14 protein-coding genes are annotated in these 14,281 nt (G+C 54.1%); 5 read left to right on the top strand and 9 right to left on the bottom strand.

Annotation, left to right across the window (positions count from 1 at the left end; all coding sequences use genetic code 11):
* The first annotated feature begins 133 nt into the window (after positions 1-133).
* The gene (locus tag ACKC9G_RS00555) at positions 134-1,291 is read left to right on the top strand and encodes an alcohol dehydrogenase family protein (RefSeq protein WP_411402868.1); all 1,158 of its coding nucleotides are present in this window, start codon (positions 134-136) and stop codon (positions 1,289-1,291) included.
* A 104-nt stretch (positions 1,292-1,395) separates the two neighbouring features.
* Here the strand turns inward: ACKC9G_RS00555 and ACKC9G_RS00560 are convergent, their stop codons facing one another.
* The 5 genes from ACKC9G_RS00560 to ACKC9G_RS00580 all read right to left on the bottom strand — a co-directional run bounded on the left by ACKC9G_RS00560 (position 1,396) and on the right by ACKC9G_RS00580 (position 7,526).
* Positions 1,396-2,667, bottom strand: a complete 1,272-nt coding sequence (locus ACKC9G_RS00560) for a c-type cytochrome (RefSeq protein ID WP_411402870.1) — start codon at positions 2,665-2,667, stop codon at positions 1,396-1,398.
* 4 nt (positions 2,668-2,671) lie between these two features.
* The gene (locus tag ACKC9G_RS00565; protein WP_411402872.1) at positions 2,672-4,441 is read right to left on the bottom strand and encodes a GMC family oxidoreductase; all 1,770 of its coding nucleotides are present in this window, start codon (positions 4,439-4,441) and stop codon (positions 2,672-2,674) included.
* A 42-nt stretch (positions 4,442-4,483) separates the two neighbouring features.
* Positions 4,484-5,212 (bottom strand): gluconate 2-dehydrogenase subunit 3 family protein, encoded by a 729-nt coding sequence (locus tag ACKC9G_RS00570; protein ID WP_411402874.1) that lies wholly within the window; start codon positions 5,210-5,212, stop codon positions 4,484-4,486.
* Positions 5,213-5,775: 563 nt separating this feature from the next.
* Complete coding sequence (locus ACKC9G_RS00575; protein ID WP_411402876.1) at positions 5,776-6,807, bottom strand: nickel/cobalt transporter; 1,032 nt, start codon at positions 6,805-6,807, stop codon at positions 5,776-5,778.
* Positions 6,795-7,526: a DUF1007 family protein gene (locus ACKC9G_RS00580; RefSeq protein ID WP_411402878.1), complete on the bottom strand. Its 732-nt coding sequence runs from the start codon at positions 7,524-7,526 to the stop codon at positions 6,795-6,797. Before ACKC9G_RS00580 ends, ACKC9G_RS00575 begins: the two co-directional genes overlap by 13 nt.
* Positions 7,527-7,731: 205 nt before the next feature.
* On the opposite strand from ACKC9G_RS00580, the gene ACKC9G_RS00585 reads away from it, so the two are divergent.
* On the top strand, positions 7,732-8,202 hold the full coding sequence (locus ACKC9G_RS00585) for a hypothetical protein (protein ID WP_411402880.1): 471 nt from the start codon (positions 7,732-7,734) through the stop codon (positions 8,200-8,202).
* A 194-nt stretch (positions 8,203-8,396) separates the two neighbouring features.
* On the opposite strand, the gene ACKC9G_RS00590 is transcribed toward ACKC9G_RS00585, so the two are convergent.
* A complete protein-coding gene (locus tag ACKC9G_RS00590; RefSeq protein WP_411402882.1) occupies positions 8,397-9,146 on the bottom strand; it encodes an SDR family NAD(P)-dependent oxidoreductase in 750 nt (249 codons plus the stop codon).
* A gap of 142 nt (positions 9,147-9,288) precedes the next feature.
* Here ACKC9G_RS00590 and ACKC9G_RS00595 point away from each other — a divergent pair, with 142 nt between their 5' ends.
* Entirely contained in the window at positions 9,289-10,209 is a 921-nt protein-coding gene (locus ACKC9G_RS00595; protein WP_411402883.1) for a LysR family transcriptional regulator, read from the top strand.
* A gap of 11 nt (positions 10,210-10,220) precedes the next feature.
* On the opposite strand, the gene ACKC9G_RS00600 is transcribed toward ACKC9G_RS00595, so the two are convergent.
* The 3 genes from ACKC9G_RS00600 to ACKC9G_RS00610 all read right to left on the bottom strand — a co-directional run bounded on the left by ACKC9G_RS00600 (position 10,221) and on the right by ACKC9G_RS00610 (position 12,148).
* Positions 10,221-10,466, bottom strand: coding sequence for a hypothetical protein (locus ACKC9G_RS00600; protein WP_411402885.1), 246 nt, complete (start codon positions 10,464-10,466; stop codon positions 10,221-10,223).
* A 467-nt stretch (positions 10,467-10,933) separates the two neighbouring features.
* Positions 10,934-11,431 (bottom strand): hypothetical protein, encoded by a 498-nt coding sequence (locus tag ACKC9G_RS00605; RefSeq protein WP_411402887.1) that lies wholly within the window; start codon positions 11,429-11,431, stop codon positions 10,934-10,936.
* A 132-nt stretch (positions 11,432-11,563) separates the two neighbouring features.
* Entirely contained in the window at positions 11,564-12,148 is a 585-nt protein-coding gene (locus tag ACKC9G_RS00610) for a TetR/AcrR family transcriptional regulator (RefSeq protein ID WP_411402889.1), read from the bottom strand.
* Between the two features lie 190 nt (positions 12,149-12,338).
* Between ACKC9G_RS00610 and earP the strand changes: the two genes are divergently transcribed.
* Positions 12,339-13,562 carry an elongation factor P maturation arginine rhamnosyltransferase EarP gene (gene earP / locus ACKC9G_RS00615; RefSeq protein WP_411402891.1) on the top strand — a complete coding sequence of 408 codons (1,224 nt, stop codon included), beginning with the start codon at positions 12,339-12,341 and terminating at the stop codon, positions 13,560-13,562.
* Between the two features lie 91 nt (positions 13,563-13,653).
* Positions 13,654-14,220: an elongation factor P gene (gene efp / locus ACKC9G_RS00620; RefSeq protein WP_411402893.1), complete on the top strand. Its 567-nt coding sequence runs from the start codon at positions 13,654-13,656 to the stop codon at positions 14,218-14,220.
* The last annotated feature ends 61 nt before the right edge of the window (positions 14,221-14,281 follow it).

The raw sequence follows: 14,281 nt of genomic DNA on the forward strand, positions 1-14,281 counted from the left end.
TCAGGGTCTGCCCCTATAAACAGGAGCTAATGGCTTTAAACAGGGGCCAATGGCTTTTTGATTTCGCCACTTTTTAGAGTTCGATGCCTATTTCAACTCTGCATAGTCAGTGGCCAGACCCAAGGGAGATTTCATGTCCGAGCGTCATCACGCGGATCTACGTTACCTGCAAGCCCATTCACCCGAGCGTTTTACCCTGACGGAAGGTGCGCCCGGTATGAAGGCCATCGTCACCAACGGCACCGGCGGTTATGAAAAGCTGGAGTATCTGGATGTGCCCATTCCCAAGCCGCGCAAAGGAGAGGTGCTGCTCAAGGTATTGGCTGCCGGGGTGAACAATACGGAGATCAACACGCGCCTCGGCTGGTATTCCTCATCGGTCACCGGCGGAACGGAAGATCTGTCTTCACGCGCCGGGGAGGATGAAATCAGCGATGGCGGCTGGAATGAATCAACGCCATTTCCGCTGATTCAGGGCACCGATTGCTGCGGCGAAATTGTCGCCCTGGGCGAGGGGGTAAGTGATGAGTTTATTCTGGTGGAAGGCGAGCGCGTGCTGGTGCGCTCCTGCATGCGCCTGACGGATTTTTCCTCGACCGATAACCTCTGGATGGCCTCGGACTTTGATGGCGCTTTTGCCCAGTATGTGCGGGTGCCAGCCTCTGAAGTCTTCCCCGTGGATACCGACTGGTCGGACACGGAGTTGGCGACTATCCCCTGTGCTTATGGCACGGCGGAGAACATGGTGCACCGGGCGCAGGTCGGCGAGAAGGATACCGTGCTGATCCCCGGCGCGTCCGGCGGCGTGGGTTCTGCCGTGGTGCAGCTGTGTAAACGTCGTGGCGCGCGGGTGATCGCCATTGCCGGCAGTGCCAAGGCTGATGCAGTCCGGGCGTTGGGGGTGGATAAAGTCATCTATCGCGGTGCCAATCTGCGTGAAGCGCTGGCAGAGGAAAACATCAGCGTGGTGATTGATAACGTCGCCGGTGAGCAATTCCCTGAGCTTTTAAAAATCATGGCGCGCGGTGGGCGTTATGCCTCATCCGGTGCGATTGCCGGGCCGATCACGACGCTGGATATGCGGGACTTCTATTTGAAGGATCTCACGCTGATTGGCTGTACGGCCTGGGATGAGCCGGTCTTCCCGAACCTGATCGGCTATATCGAGCGCGGTGAAATCAAGCCTTTGGTCGCAAAAGTGTTTCCGCTGGAAGCGATTGCCCAGGCGCAGCAGGAATTCCTCAAAAAAGCGCACATCGGCAATTTTGTGCTGGTGCCTGAGCACGGCTGACGCGCACAAAGGCAATAACCGCCTCAGCTGAGGTGAAAGGATCAATAAAAAAGCGAACCCCGAGAGGTTCGCTTTTTTTGTTAAGCGCGAAAGAGGGCGCAGGATTACTCCAGGCTCTCGCGCACTTTTTTGACGTCTTCAGCGGTGACGCCGGGGGCATTATTGTTCCAGCCGGAACGGATAAAGCTCGCCAGCATGGCCACTTCGTTGTCATCCAGACGATGGGCAAAGCCGGGCATTTTCAGCTCGGACGGTGCTTTCTCGGTGGAAGGCAACTGCGCCCCTTTAAGAATGACGTTGATCAGGCCATCAGGGCTGTCCGCATTGACGATGCTGGCACCATCCAGCTGCGGGAAGGCTTTCGCCGCACCTTTGCCATCCACAAAGTGGCAGGCTGCACAGTTATCGATATACAGACGCTCACCCAGCGTCAGGTCTTTGGCGCTGGTCAGCTTATCGGTCGTGGCCTGAGCCTTTGCGGCATCCACGGCAGCAGGCTTGTCATCACCGGCGAGATGCTTGATATACGCCGCAATGGACGCTGCATCTTCGTCAGTCATGTGCGAGGTGCTGTTGTAGACCACGGAGGTCATTTCACCGCCCACGCCTGCCTTGTCGTTACGACCGGTTTGCAGGTAATCGATAATTTCCTGCTTGGTCCAGTGCGCAATACCGCGAAGTGGAGGAACAGGCCAGCCGTTCAAATCACCACCGGCGAGGAAGTCCTCATCGGTATGATCGTAGGCTTTCTCCTGCATGCCGACACCACGGGGGGTGTGGCAGCTGCCACAGTGACCCAGACCTTCAACCAGATAGGCTCCACGGTTCACTTCATCGGATGCGCCTTTGATTGGCTCAAAGCCATCGTCGTTACCAAAGGTCCAGTTCCAGAACATCATTCCCCAGCGTTGGCTAAAGGGGAAACTCAGGTCAGTCTTGGGCGGCTGGTAGTCGCTGGCTTTCACGCCATGCATAAAGTAGGCGTAGAGGGCTTTGATGTCCTCATCGTTAACTTTGGCGTAGTCCGGGTAAGGCATGGCCGGGTAGAGGTGGCTGCCATCAGCACGGATACCTTCGCGGACAGCATCGGAGAACTGCTCTTCGGTGTAGTTACCAATACCCACGTTTTTATCGGGCGTGATATTGGTGGAGTAGATCACACCAAGGTCAGACTTGATCGGCAGGCCACCGGCGTAATCGGGCTTACCGGGTACGCTGTGACAGGCCATGCAGTCACCGGCGCGGGAAAGGTATTCACCGCGCTTGATGAGATCGGCCTGATCTCCTGAAGCCTGATCCGCTGCAAAGGCCGAACCGCACAGGGGCATCAGCAGCAGGTTGGCCATTACGAGACGGTTAAGTAGTTGTCTTTTCATGTGCTTATGCCTGTACCAGTGGACCGGGGTTCTGGATGTACTGATCCTTGATCGCCTGAGCGGCCATCAACGTGATCGCGCCAATGGTGTTGGTCGGGTTGGACTGGAAGTTCTGCGGGAACGCATTGCCACCCGGCACAAACACATTGTGAACATCCCAGCTTTGCAGGTACTTGTTCAGGGCTGAGGTTTTCGGATCATCGCCCATCACCGCACCGCCCACGTTGTGGGTGGAAACGTACTTGGTCAGGTCAAAGTTGGAATCCATCGACAGGAAGCTGGACGAACGGTGATCCGGTTTCATCTGATCAGCGATTTCATTCACGGTCTTGTTGAGGAACTGCTGCAGCAGCAACTCGTTACGCTGCCAGTTGAAGGTCATGCGCAGCAATGGCAGGCCGTGCTGGTCGGTGTAGTTGGGATCGAGATCCAGATACACGTCGCGGTACGACATACAGGTGGTGGTGATGCTGAGCTTCATGGAGTGGCCGTACCATTGCTCCATGCCTTCTTTCCAGCCCATGCCCCAGGAAGGCGTGCCTTTGGGTAGCGCAGTACCAATCGGGTTGCCGTTGGACTGGGAGCTGTGAATCTTCGCACCGCCGATAAAGCCAAGGCCTGGGCCATCAAAGTTGCCGGGGGAAATGTCATTGAACATCTCACCGGAGGCACCGGCAGTCGCAAACGGGTTGAAGTGCTTGTCCTTGAAGAACATCTGCACGCCGCCGTTGCTCAGGAAGGCATAGTTACGGCCAACCACACCTTCTTCGGTGATGGGGTCATAAGGCTTGCCGATACCGGAGAGCAGCATCAGGCGGACGTTGTACATCTGGAAACCGGCCAGAACGACGATTTTCGCGGGCTGGAAGCACTGGTTGCCGTCAGCATCAACGTAGATCACGCCTTTGGCGGTTTTCTTGTCATCGTGCAGCACGACCTTGATCACTTCGGCATTCACTTCATAGGAGAAGTTATCCATGCGCTTGAGGGAATCCATTACCGCGCTCTGGGGCGAGGCTTTGGAGTAGTTCAGGCAAGGGTACTTGCTGCAGTAACCGCAGTAGTTACAGGGGGCGATCTGGTTACCGTAAGGATTGGTCCAGCTTTGGGTGGCGATAGCCGCAGGGTTCGGGAACGGGTGGTAACCCATGCTGCGCGCGGTTTCGGCGAACATGCTGGCGTTCAGGGTATCGACCAGCGCAGGCATTGGGTAAGGCTCTGAACGCGGGCCTTCGAAAGGATCGCCGCCTTCCAGAATCTGGCCCTTGAGGTTGCCGGTATTACCGGAAAGACCACAGATTTTCTCGAACTTGGTGAAGTACGGCTCGATTTCATCCCAGCTGAAGGGGAAATCCTGAATACGCATGTTTTCCTGCAGGATACCCGGTGCATAAGCTTCATCCGCGTAGGTCTTAAGCTTGATGTCATAAGGGGTGGGGCGCAGCAGAACGGCCGTCCAGTGCAGGCCGGAACCACCCACGCCGCCGCCAGGCACAAACGCGCCCCATTTACGGGTCGGTACGGCGTGATCCTTGCTGGTATAGCGCACGGTCACTGCCGATTCACGCGGGGTGGTCATGACTTTATTACGGATCGCGTAAGCGTACTGATCCGCCGGTTTCGGGTAGGCCATCTCATCGTAGGAACGGTCCGGGCCTTTCTCCAGTGCCCGGACGGTCAGGCCTGCCATGGCAAGCTCAATACTCATCAGGGAGCCGGTCCAGCCGAGGCCGCAAACGACGACATCGACTTCTTTTTTATTGATAACTGACATCGTAAAACCTTTATCAGTGAATTCTTCGAAAGGTCACGCCACTCAGGCGCGATCACCCAGCAAGCTGACGGGGCCAAGCGGATAAGGCACGTTGTGCTGCTTGACCCATTCAGGGAAGCTGGCGCGAGCACCGGGGAAGCCAATCGCAATCCAGGCTTTCATGCCTTTATTACCGCCGTACATGGGGTCTGCGAGGTAGCCGTGCTTGGTGTCGTCCAGTAGCTGGCTGAAGAATTGGGACGATTTCAGCTGGTCTTCACCGTAGGCGGTGAAGTCGATCTCGTCTTTTTGCAGCTGCGTCAGTACGTGCTGCTTTTGCTCAACGGTCAGTTGATCAAAGGTTTTACCGAGCTTGTCGCTGCAGTATTGGTTGGTCAGTTCAATACCGCGCTGATAGATCTTTTGCGGGTAGAACGGAATCTGGTAACCCAGGGTTTTGGGCAGGTTGGCAGGGAAGGGGCCTTCCATGTAAATCTCATGCCCAAATTCCTTGTCATCCAGCTGCTGGTCAATAAACACCGGCACGTTGGTTTCCAGTGCACCAGGCGCTTTGCCCTCGCCACCAGCGGGGATCAGCTGATCCGTGGCCGCGAGGATGAATTGCCATTCCGCGTCTTTGAAGAAAATGGGCGTGTAGGTATCAAGATCAGGAGCGGCTTGCTCGAGCACTTCCGCTGCTGTTGCGTTGCGAAGCAGTAACTGGCTGACCGGGAGCGCCACAACCGAGGCCATGAGAAATTTACGCCGGGTAAGATTTCTGTTGATTGCCATTGTCTGGTCCATGTTCTGAGGGAAGAAACCGTTGCCTCTGAGGGCAACTCAGTTCGGCCCCGTTATGCTCCAGCCACGATGGCAGGCGGGGTCTTGTTATTTTTCATCCTTGAGGCCAGCAGCAACCCGCTCCGGGAATAGCATTCGCAGAAATGGGGGCATTACTTGTTTAAAAATTACTCAAAGGATCAAAGCTAAAACGATTCAGTTTTTTATGATTAATAATGTACTTTTTTGACAATGTGCAGCAGGTTATCACACGTACGGGCTTACAAACGGGTGCAACAGTCACAAAACATTGTTGATCTAATTGCCCTATTGATGGCTTAAGATGTAATGATAATTCATCTATATGAATAGATGTGTAAATTTGCTTTCTGATTCCTTAATTACTAACAAATAAGCAAAAAACGCGATCTTTGTTAGCCCCGCGAAACATATGAGGCAATATGCTCGAGGGGGATTTCCTTACTCACTGCATCGAGCTTTTTGGCTTCTTCGGGAGTGCAATCGACCAGAGTGTAACAATGAGGTTGGGGATGCGGGGCCTCAGGGTTAAACATTCAAGGGCCAAGCAATACCGGCACTGTGGTGGGCGAATAGCGTAAAAACGCGAGGGTGAGGGAAAGCCCGAAAAGCAAAATTACCACGCCGCCGAACAAACGAATCCACGCCGACCAATGGCCTGCGCCAGAGCTGTTGCCGAGGCGACGAGCGACCCAGTCTTTCGCTACAACACTCAGAATCGCCAGTGCCGCTACGGTTAAGGACGTTCCCAATGACATAGCAAGTACTGCGACGACGCCTTTGCCAAATTGATGGAGCAGGGCGGAGGCACCTAATAAAAGTACTGCGCCACTGCAGGGGCGAATGCCGATGGACAGGGCGGTTAATAAGGCAATGCGCCAGTCATGTACTTTCGCTGGATCAAGGTGGTGATCATGACCACAAACCGAGCAGGCGCCGTGGCCAGTGTCATCCTGGGAGGTGCCGGGTTTTACCGACATGACAGACGGCAGATGGGTCGATGAAAGCGGCTTAAATGCTGTGATACCTGTCAGCACCTGGCTTGATTCACTCAGGCGGCGCACCCAGAGAGCCCTCAACGCCTGCCAGCAAAGCCAAAGGCCAATCAGCGTCACCATGATAAAGCTCGCCAGCTCCGCCTGATGCAAGGTGCCCATGGCTTCCCGGGTTAACCAGCCGAGGGCAAAAACCAGAACGGCAATCAGGGCTATCGCCGTCAGGCCCTGCAGCAGCGCGGCTAACATCGACAACCCCAGCGCCCGCCGCCAGTGGCTATTTTGACTGGCGACATAGGTGCTCAGCACCACCTTGCCGTGGCCCGGGCCGGCGGCATGAAAAACGCCATAGCCAAAACTGACGCCTAATAACACGCCCCAGGCTTGAAGCGTCGGTGCCTGCCGAATCTGTGTGATGGCGGCCACCAGCGCACGGTATAACTCACCCTGCCAGATCACCACCTGAACAACTGCCTGTTGCCACACGCCACTCATATACAGCATCACGGCGATCGCCAGAAACAGGGCGGGGATCAGCAATACCGCTCGCGAGGATTGACTCAGTTGGGGCATGTGATCACCCCGGTTTCCGTGAAAAAGCGACCCAAATCCGGCTCGCCTTGCTGAGTAATATCCAGCATCGCCGCTTCGGTGATTTTCGCGGGATCCGGATGTGCCTTGTTGATGCTAGTCGTGCAGCCGGTCGGCGCATGCTGCAAGGTGAGGGCGCCTGGCAGCGGGTTATCCCCCGTGGCATCGGCCTCGTGCAGCATCTCGATATAGTAGGTGGAATCGTAAATGTGATAGCGCAGGGTTTTCCCGGCCAGCGACACCGGCGTTTTCAGCGGCACGATAAAACTGAAAATCAGCCGTTCCTGCCGGTATTCAGTGTCGTAGTCCTGCACATCATCCAGCGCCAGAGATGCAGGCGTTTGGCTGCTGTTATCCGTATCACTCAGCAGCACATGGGTCAGGTTGTTCTTGCTGGCCAGATTGTCCCGAATCTTCGAACCCAGCACATCCAGCTTCTGTTCAATTGGCTCATCCTTGTTACCCGCCGGAATGCCTTCCAGCATCACCTGACTGAACATCGGGTCCATACGCCAGCGCTCCTTAAGCGCCGACAACTTGCCATCCTGATCAAAAATCCCCGTGACCGTCATATCCACCCAACCGTGAGGGTGCGCCAGAACCTGCGAGGAAAAAACGCTAACGGCCGCCAGCAGGCTCAGTTTTAGCCAATAATGAATGGCTTTGGTGGCAGAAAGCTTTGAACGAGGACGTGAAAACATAAGACGTTGGCTCATTGCCTGACAACAGCCAGAAACCCTGAGGGAAAAGCCGCGGGGCTGCAAGAGGATATTTTTGGGAGAGGGTAAGGAAGTTCTGGGAGTGGTCAGTGAATTGGTGACGTTCTATAACTGTTCGTATTGATTTCATTGCCTAGGATGGATGGTGAAGGTCATAGACTACAACGGATCATATTAAGGAATTGTAATGCGCGAAGATCAAATCACGTCTGAGCTGTCATCGCTCGCGTTTAAATTCTTCTATAGATTTTCTCGATTTGAGTTCTGCCTCAAAGAAAATAACTACTTGAAGAACGAAAATGTTGGATCTAACGCTGAGCCTGGTTGGAACAAATTTATAAGTCGCCATGCACGGAGCTACCAACTATCAGAAGAGGCGATCTCTCTTCTGAGGGAGCCTCCTGATCGGCAAGTCGTCGGTCAAGGCTCAGCTTTGGTGTGGGAGCCACTTAGATTTGGCGATGGTGACCCCGATCTAAAAAAGGTGGTTAAAGCGGTAAAAACTGTTCGCAATAATCTCTTTCATGGGGGGAAGCATAGTGCCGCGGGATGGGACGACTCTGAACGCATGCATCGACTTATTACTTGTAGTGTAGCTGTATTGGATTGCTTGGCAGAGATCGGTGAATTCGAAGGCGACTACAGAAAGTCTTATTAAATCTATGCAAAAAATAAGTTATAAACTTCAATATGAATACTGTATTTAACATAATACATATTATGCGCAATTATACATTGCGCGCAGTAACCCTCGTTTTATCCCTTATTTCTCAGGACTTCTGGCCAGTTTGATGTTTTTAACGGTTTTACGCGTTCTCCATCATTACTGGCCAGTTATCTCGTTTCGATCGCCTAGATTTGTGCTGCGCCACCGTCAGCGAAGATCTCTGCGCCATTCACAAAGCTGCTGTCGTCGGATGCCAGGAACACCGCGACCCTGGCGATCTCTCGTGGCTCACCTACGCGACCCAGCGGCACCAGACTGGCCATTTGGTTCATGAAATCATCTGCGGCTTCGTCAGGCACCAGCCCCAATGCGCCGGGCGTTTTTACCGGGCCTGGGCTTAAGGTGTTCACGCGGATGCCACGTGGCTTCAGGTCAAGAATCCAGTTACGGGCAAAGTTACGGATGGCTGCCTTGGTGGCGCTGTAAACGCTGAAGTTTTCTGTGCCGCTACTGCCTGTGGTTGATCCGGTCAGGATGACTGAGCCGCCTTCACGCATTAGTGGCAGCGCTTTTTGTACGGTAAACAAGGTCCCTTTAACGTTGATATTGAAGGCTTTGTCGAAGTGCTCTTCAGTGATCTCGCCGAAACGTTGGAAATCACCCACGCCGGCATTGGCAAAGACAATGTCGAGATGGTCGGTTTTAGCGGCAATTTCTGCAAAGACACAGTCAAGATCCGCCAGGTTGGAAATATCACCCTGAATGCCGATGGCGTTCGAGCCGGCTTCTGCCACAGCGGCATCCAGCTCTTTTTGGCGTCGGCCCGTAATAAAGACGGTCGCGCCCTGTGCCACAAATTCCAGCAGCGTGGCTTTGCCGATGCCGGTGGATCCGCCGGTAATTAGTGCTGTTTTACCTTCCAGTTTCTTGCTCATCACTGACTCCAGTGCTGTCGGATTGTTCAGAGCCACAACGCCTGTGGCCCTGAGGTTGTGATGAGTATGGTAATTCGCGCTTTATGGACGTATTAGTCGGGAATTCGTAGTATCAGTTTCAACTAAAAGTTGGAGGTGGCCGATGGAATCCTTGCAGGCATTGCAGTCATTTGCGCGTTCAGCCGAGCTGCTGAACTTCTCCGAAGCCGCGCGCCGCCTGGGAATTTCTCCCGCAGCGGTCAGTAAAAACGTGGCGCAGCTGGAGCGAAACCTTGGCACGCAGCTGTTCTTTCGAAGTACCCGAAGCCTGACGCTCACTGAAGCTGGCGAGCGTTTATATTGTGAGGTCGCGGCCCATCTTGAAGGGATTCAGCATGCACTCACCAGTGTCGATGAATCCCGTCATGAACCTTCCGGGCGACTGAAAGTCAGCGTTTCTCCGTTTTTTGGCAATAACCGCGTCGTGCCGATGCTGGTACCGTTAAAGGAGCGTTATCCGCTGATTGAACCTGAGCTGCATTTTGAAAATCGCCATGTGGATCTGATCGCTGAGGGCCTGGATGTGGCGATTGGTGGTGGTGCGGAATTAACTCCCGGTGTGGTCGCAAGGCCACTTTTTAAGCTGCACCTTATTGCTCTGGCCTCCCCGCAATTTCTGCAGAACCACCCTGCTCCACAGCATCCACGGGATCTCGAGCCTTTGGATGGCATTGCGTTGCGGTCTAACAAGAGCCGCCGTTTGTGGCAATGGGAGCTTAAGCACCGTGATGGCGAGGTGTATTCGACGCGCTTAAAGGCGAAATACATCATGGATGACCCGGAAGCCCTATGCCGCTGCGCAGCGCTTGGGCTGGGCATTACCGTGTCGTCCATGGAAGCTGCCTATGACTATCTGCAGCGTGGTGAGCTGGTGCGTGTGTTGCCGGACTGGTCTATCGATATGGGCTCGGTGAATGTCTATTTCGCTGAGAAAAAACGGCTACCTGCGAAAACCCGCGTCTTTATCGACATGCTGATTGCCCATTTTGAGAATGATCTGGGGCCGAAGTTGTCGGTGATCTAATCCGACGGCTCTCACCCCTGATGCAATAACCGCCCATCAATGACTTGCCGCACCAGGCTGTAGCCGAAGTCTGCGGCTTCCTCCCGACTGGTAAAGGCGAAATCCCCGGAGCCTGCCTCGGGCAGGCCTTCAATAAAAACAATGACCTGATTAAAGCCGCTTTGATTGTGAGCGCGTTTGGCGATGACCTGATACTGCTTGCCGTTATAGATGCCACTGCTGAGCGTGACCCCTGAACCTGCGATATCTCGACGCATCATGCCCCCGGAATATGATGTCTGCGGGATGGTGGCGTTGCGCTATCGAAAGGTCCTGAAGGCAGTGCCACTGACAGCAGGATGATGGCAAACAAAGAAGTCGGTTTGATGAACAGGATTCTTTTTCAACGCTCAAACCAGTGTCATAAAACTGACTTCGAACACAGGCACTATAAGCCCGTGTCCAGCAGGCCGCTCACCATGCCGGTCTGGACAGCACAAAGCGTTACGGTAATGGAACAGGCAAATACCCTGCTGTAACGTCCGCAGCCAAGCTGCAGCTGATCTGGCTTTATGCCCCGAAGATCGCCGGAAGGAGTTACCGGTATCGCTCTCATTTCCCTGAGAGCACTCATTCAGTTGGCGAGCCGTTAATGCTGGCCAACGGGATACCTCAAAAGGTGGTTTTTATTGCCATAGCCCTCATTCGAGGGCTCTTTTTTCCTGGGTATTGTCCGCGGCAGTCTTCAGTGTACGTTGGCGCCCTTCCTATAAATTTTCCAGCATTGCACTGCAAAACCGATCACAAAGAGTACTGCCCATAGCATCAGAAAATGCACCACGATGGGCGATTGCGGGCCTTGTGCCAGCGGTGCTGAGGGTGGAAGACGGCTCAGGGTTTCATTGGTGGCCGGCACCAGAGACAGTAAATAGCTGAAAGACAGTGCAAAGGTGGTGAGATACGGGCGCCCTCTTCCCAGCCAGCCCAGTTTGGGAGTCACCAGACTGGCAAGTGCAATCACCATGATCACCAGGCTCACGACATGAGCGATATTGAAGCCACCTGAACTGGAAATCAGTAGCGCCGTCAGTGCCGAGAGGCAGATTCCGCCCACATACAGCTTGCCGGAAAGTCGCGTTGTCAGGATGGCGCCGTAGCGGGCAAAGCCATAGAGCCCGGCAAAAAAGGGCACCAGACTCACCAGCGTATGAACGTAGCCTATGGCTGAGATGGGATGTGGCATTAAGAGACTCCTTTATTCGCTAATAACTGGTCTGGGATCGTGGGTTTTTCAATTAACCTACTAGTTGGTAGGGTTGTGGTGCTTAAAAAAGGGAGCTCACAGCTCCGCTTCTTAATCTGCCTTATGTTCTGCTTAGTGAATCAGCAGTCGTGCCAGATAACGCTGGGTCAGCTGGCGAAACATCGTTGGATCACCTGAGCTTCGTGCAGCCAGCATGGCGCCGTGAACGCTGGACATCAGTGCATAGGCTTCAAGTCTGGCATCCTCAAAGGGATGAAAAATGCCCTTCTCAACGCCTTCTTGCAGCAAGGTGGCAAGCCACTCGGTAAGGTCCTGAAAATGCCCGCGAACTTCGCTGGCGATGGTTTCTGGCAACCCCGGCAGCTCGGCGGCGAGTAAGGCACAAATGCAAAAGCTGGAGATGCCATTCTCAATACAGTTCGTCCAAAAGCCAAAGTAGCCGCCTAAGCGTTCCACCGGGTGGCTGAACTCACCGCTCAGGAAGGTGAACGCCTGTTTTGCTTCTTGCCGGTAAAGGCTGACACAGGTCGCTACCAGATGTTCTTTACTGGGAAAATGGTGATGAATACTGGCCTTGCTGATGCCGACCTGTGCGGCAATATCGGCGTAGCTGAAGCTGTTATAACCCCCAAGACTCAGCAGCGAGCGAGTGAAATCGGCAATTTCCAATGCCTTGGGGGACAGTTCTTGTGTCATGGGTATCCGTCAGCCTGTATTCCAGAATGAAAAGTAATCTACTAGTTGGTAGGTTGGTGCGTCAATCGCTCTTTTCAGAAACGCGCAACTATCCTTAATGGCTTCTGACCGGCTTGTTAACAGCTGCCACGGTGATGGATTCATCTTCCCTCTGTGGTAACGGCTGCTATGATGCGCGGCAGATTCCGCCTTGAGAGACATTACTGTGACCATTCAGCGTTGCGACATTTTCTGTACGGTCATCGATAACTTCGGTGATATCGGTGTCTGCTGGCGTCTTGCCCGTCAGTTGCAGCATGAGCAGCAAATCGCGGTACGTCTGTTTGTGGATGAGCTGGCCGCGCTGAAGATGATCTGTCCGCAAGCGCTTATCACTGGGCAGCAGTGGCTTGAGGGCATTGAGGTCTACCGCTGGCAACCACAAAGCCCGGAGTCAACGCAGCCTGATGCTGACCATTGCGCTGCGGATTTCAGCGCACACGCCCTGCCCGATCTGGTGATTGAGTCTTTCGCGTGCGAGCTGCCTGTGCGTTACATCCAGGCAATGGTCGAAGCCGCAGCGGCGGGCCGTGCGCCCAAGTGGCTGAATCTGGAATATCTGGCGCTGGAAGACTGGGCGGATGACTGTCATGGCTTACGTTCCGTGCATCCGGCCAATGGCCTCGCCAAGCATTTCTATTTCCCGGGGTTTAGTCCTAAAACCGGCGGGTTACTGTGTGAGAGCACGCTTTTTGCGGCGCGTGACCAGTGGCAGGCGAGCCCCGCCCAGCGTGATGGTTTGCTCAGCCAACTTGGTGTCGATAGCCTTGGCTTTTCAGGTGCCGAATCCCCTTTGCTGGTGTCCCTGTTTGCTTATCCCAATACTGCCGTGGATGCACTTTTACAGGCGTTCGGCAGCTACTCGCGCCCTGTGCTTTGTCTTGTTCCGGAAGGGAAAATACTGCCACAGGTGGCCGCTTTCTTTGGCCATACGTCACTGAAGCAAGGTGACTCCGTGTGCCTGGGGAATCTGACGGTGCAGGTGCTGCCTTTTATGGAGCAGCGGGATTACGATGCGCTGCTCTGGAGTTGTGATCTGAATCTGGTGCGCGGTGAGGATTCCTTTGTGCGAGCACAATGGGCAGGTCAGCCGCTTATCTGGCATATCTATCCGCAGGAAGAATCCGCTCATCTGGTCAAGCTGGATGCCTTTCTTGCGCGCTATCTTGCCGCATTGCCGCAACCGCTGGCTGAGCAAGTCAACGCCAGCTGGCAGGCGTGGAACCGCCCGGAATTAGCCGCGCCGCAGTGGCATCGCTTACTCGATGCCTTGCCTGAATGGCGGGCACAGAGCCGACGCTGGGCCGCCGCGCTGTATGAGCAGGGTGATCTTGTCGCCAAAATGCGGCAATTTTTAGCCAAATGCGAAGAATAATCCGCCCTTTCCTCTTTGCGATTTCGCAAAATCGGCTATAGTGTCGGCCACTATTTACGCCCTTAATTTTTCACCTTTTTGAGTTTCGCTCATGAAAACAGCACAAGAGTTACGCCAGGGTCAGGTTATCAGCATCAGCGGTTCTCCCTGGGTTATCCAGAAAGCCGAATTTAACAAGTCTGGCCGTAACGCCGCCGTTGTTAAAATGAAACTGAAAAACCTGCTGTCCGGTATCGGTACTGAGACCGTTTACAAGGCGGACGACAAGTTCGAAGACATCATCCTGGACCGCAAAGAAGTGACCTACTCCTACTTCGCTGATCCACTGTATGTGTTCATGGACGAGAACTATGAACAGTACGAGATCGAAAAAGACGATCTGGGCGATGTGATGATGTATCTCGAAGACGGCATGACCGATGTGTGCGAAGCCGTATTCTACGAAGGCAAAGTTATCTCCGTGACCCTGCCTACCAGCATCGAGCGTGTGATTGCCTACACTGAGCCTTCAGTTCGTGGCGACACCTCCGGTAAAGTCATGAAGCCTGCGCGTCTGAACAACGGCACCGAGCTGATGGTTTCTGCGTTCTGCGAAATTGGTGATGGCATCGTGATCGACACCCGCACCAACGAATACAAATCCCGCGTTAAGGCTTAATTCAGCCTGACGTGAGAAAGCAAAAAGCCCCTGATGGGGCTTTTTGTGTTTTAAGGCGCTG

The sequence above is a fragment of the Pokkaliibacter sp. CJK22405 genome (genome assembly GCF_046614695.1).
Classification (GTDB): domain Bacteria; phylum Pseudomonadota; class Gammaproteobacteria; order Pseudomonadales; family Balneatricaceae; genus Pokkaliibacter.

Coding starts and splice junctions, on each gene's coding strand:
- ACKC9G_RS00570 (WP_411402874.1), bottom strand. CDS start 5,212: ATGGCAATCAACAGAAATCTTACCCGGCGTAAATTTCTCATGGCCTCG.
- efp (WP_411402893.1), top strand. CDS start 13,654: ATGAAAACAGCACAAGAGTTACGCCAGGGTCAGGTTATCAGCATCAGC.
- ACKC9G_RS00555 (WP_411402868.1), top strand. CDS start 134: ATGTCCGAGCGTCATCACGCGGATCTACGTTACCTGCAAGCCCATTCA.
- ACKC9G_RS00565 (WP_411402872.1), bottom strand. CDS start 4,441: ATGTCAGTTATCAATAAAAAAGAAGTCGATGTCGTCGTTTGCGGCCTC.
- ACKC9G_RS00600 (WP_411402885.1), bottom strand. CDS start 10,466: ATGCGTCGAGATATCGCAGGTTCAGGGGTCACGCTCAGCAGTGGCATC.
- ACKC9G_RS00575 (WP_411402876.1), bottom strand. CDS start 6,807: ATGCCCCAACTGAGTCAATCCTCGCGAGCGGTATTGCTGATCCCCGCC.
- ACKC9G_RS00605 (WP_411402887.1), bottom strand. CDS start 11,431: ATGCCACATCCCATCTCAGCCATAGGCTACGTTCATACGCTGGTGAGT.
- ACKC9G_RS00610 (WP_411402889.1), bottom strand. CDS start 12,148: ATGACACAAGAACTGTCCCCCAAGGCATTGGAAATTGCCGATTTCACT.
- ACKC9G_RS00590 (WP_411402882.1), bottom strand. CDS start 9,146: ATGAGCAAGAAACTGGAAGGTAAAACAGCACTAATTACCGGCGGATCC.
- ACKC9G_RS00595 (WP_411402883.1), top strand. CDS start 9,289: ATGGAATCCTTGCAGGCATTGCAGTCATTTGCGCGTTCAGCCGAGCTG.
- ACKC9G_RS00580 (WP_411402878.1), bottom strand. CDS start 7,526: ATGTTTTCACGTCCTCGTTCAAAGCTTTCTGCCACCAAAGCCATTCAT.
- ACKC9G_RS00585 (WP_411402880.1), top strand. CDS start 7,732: ATGCGCGAAGATCAAATCACGTCTGAGCTGTCATCGCTCGCGTTTAAA.
- ACKC9G_RS00560 (WP_411402870.1), bottom strand. CDS start 2,667: ATGAAAAGACAACTACTTAACCGTCTCGTAATGGCCAACCTGCTGCTG.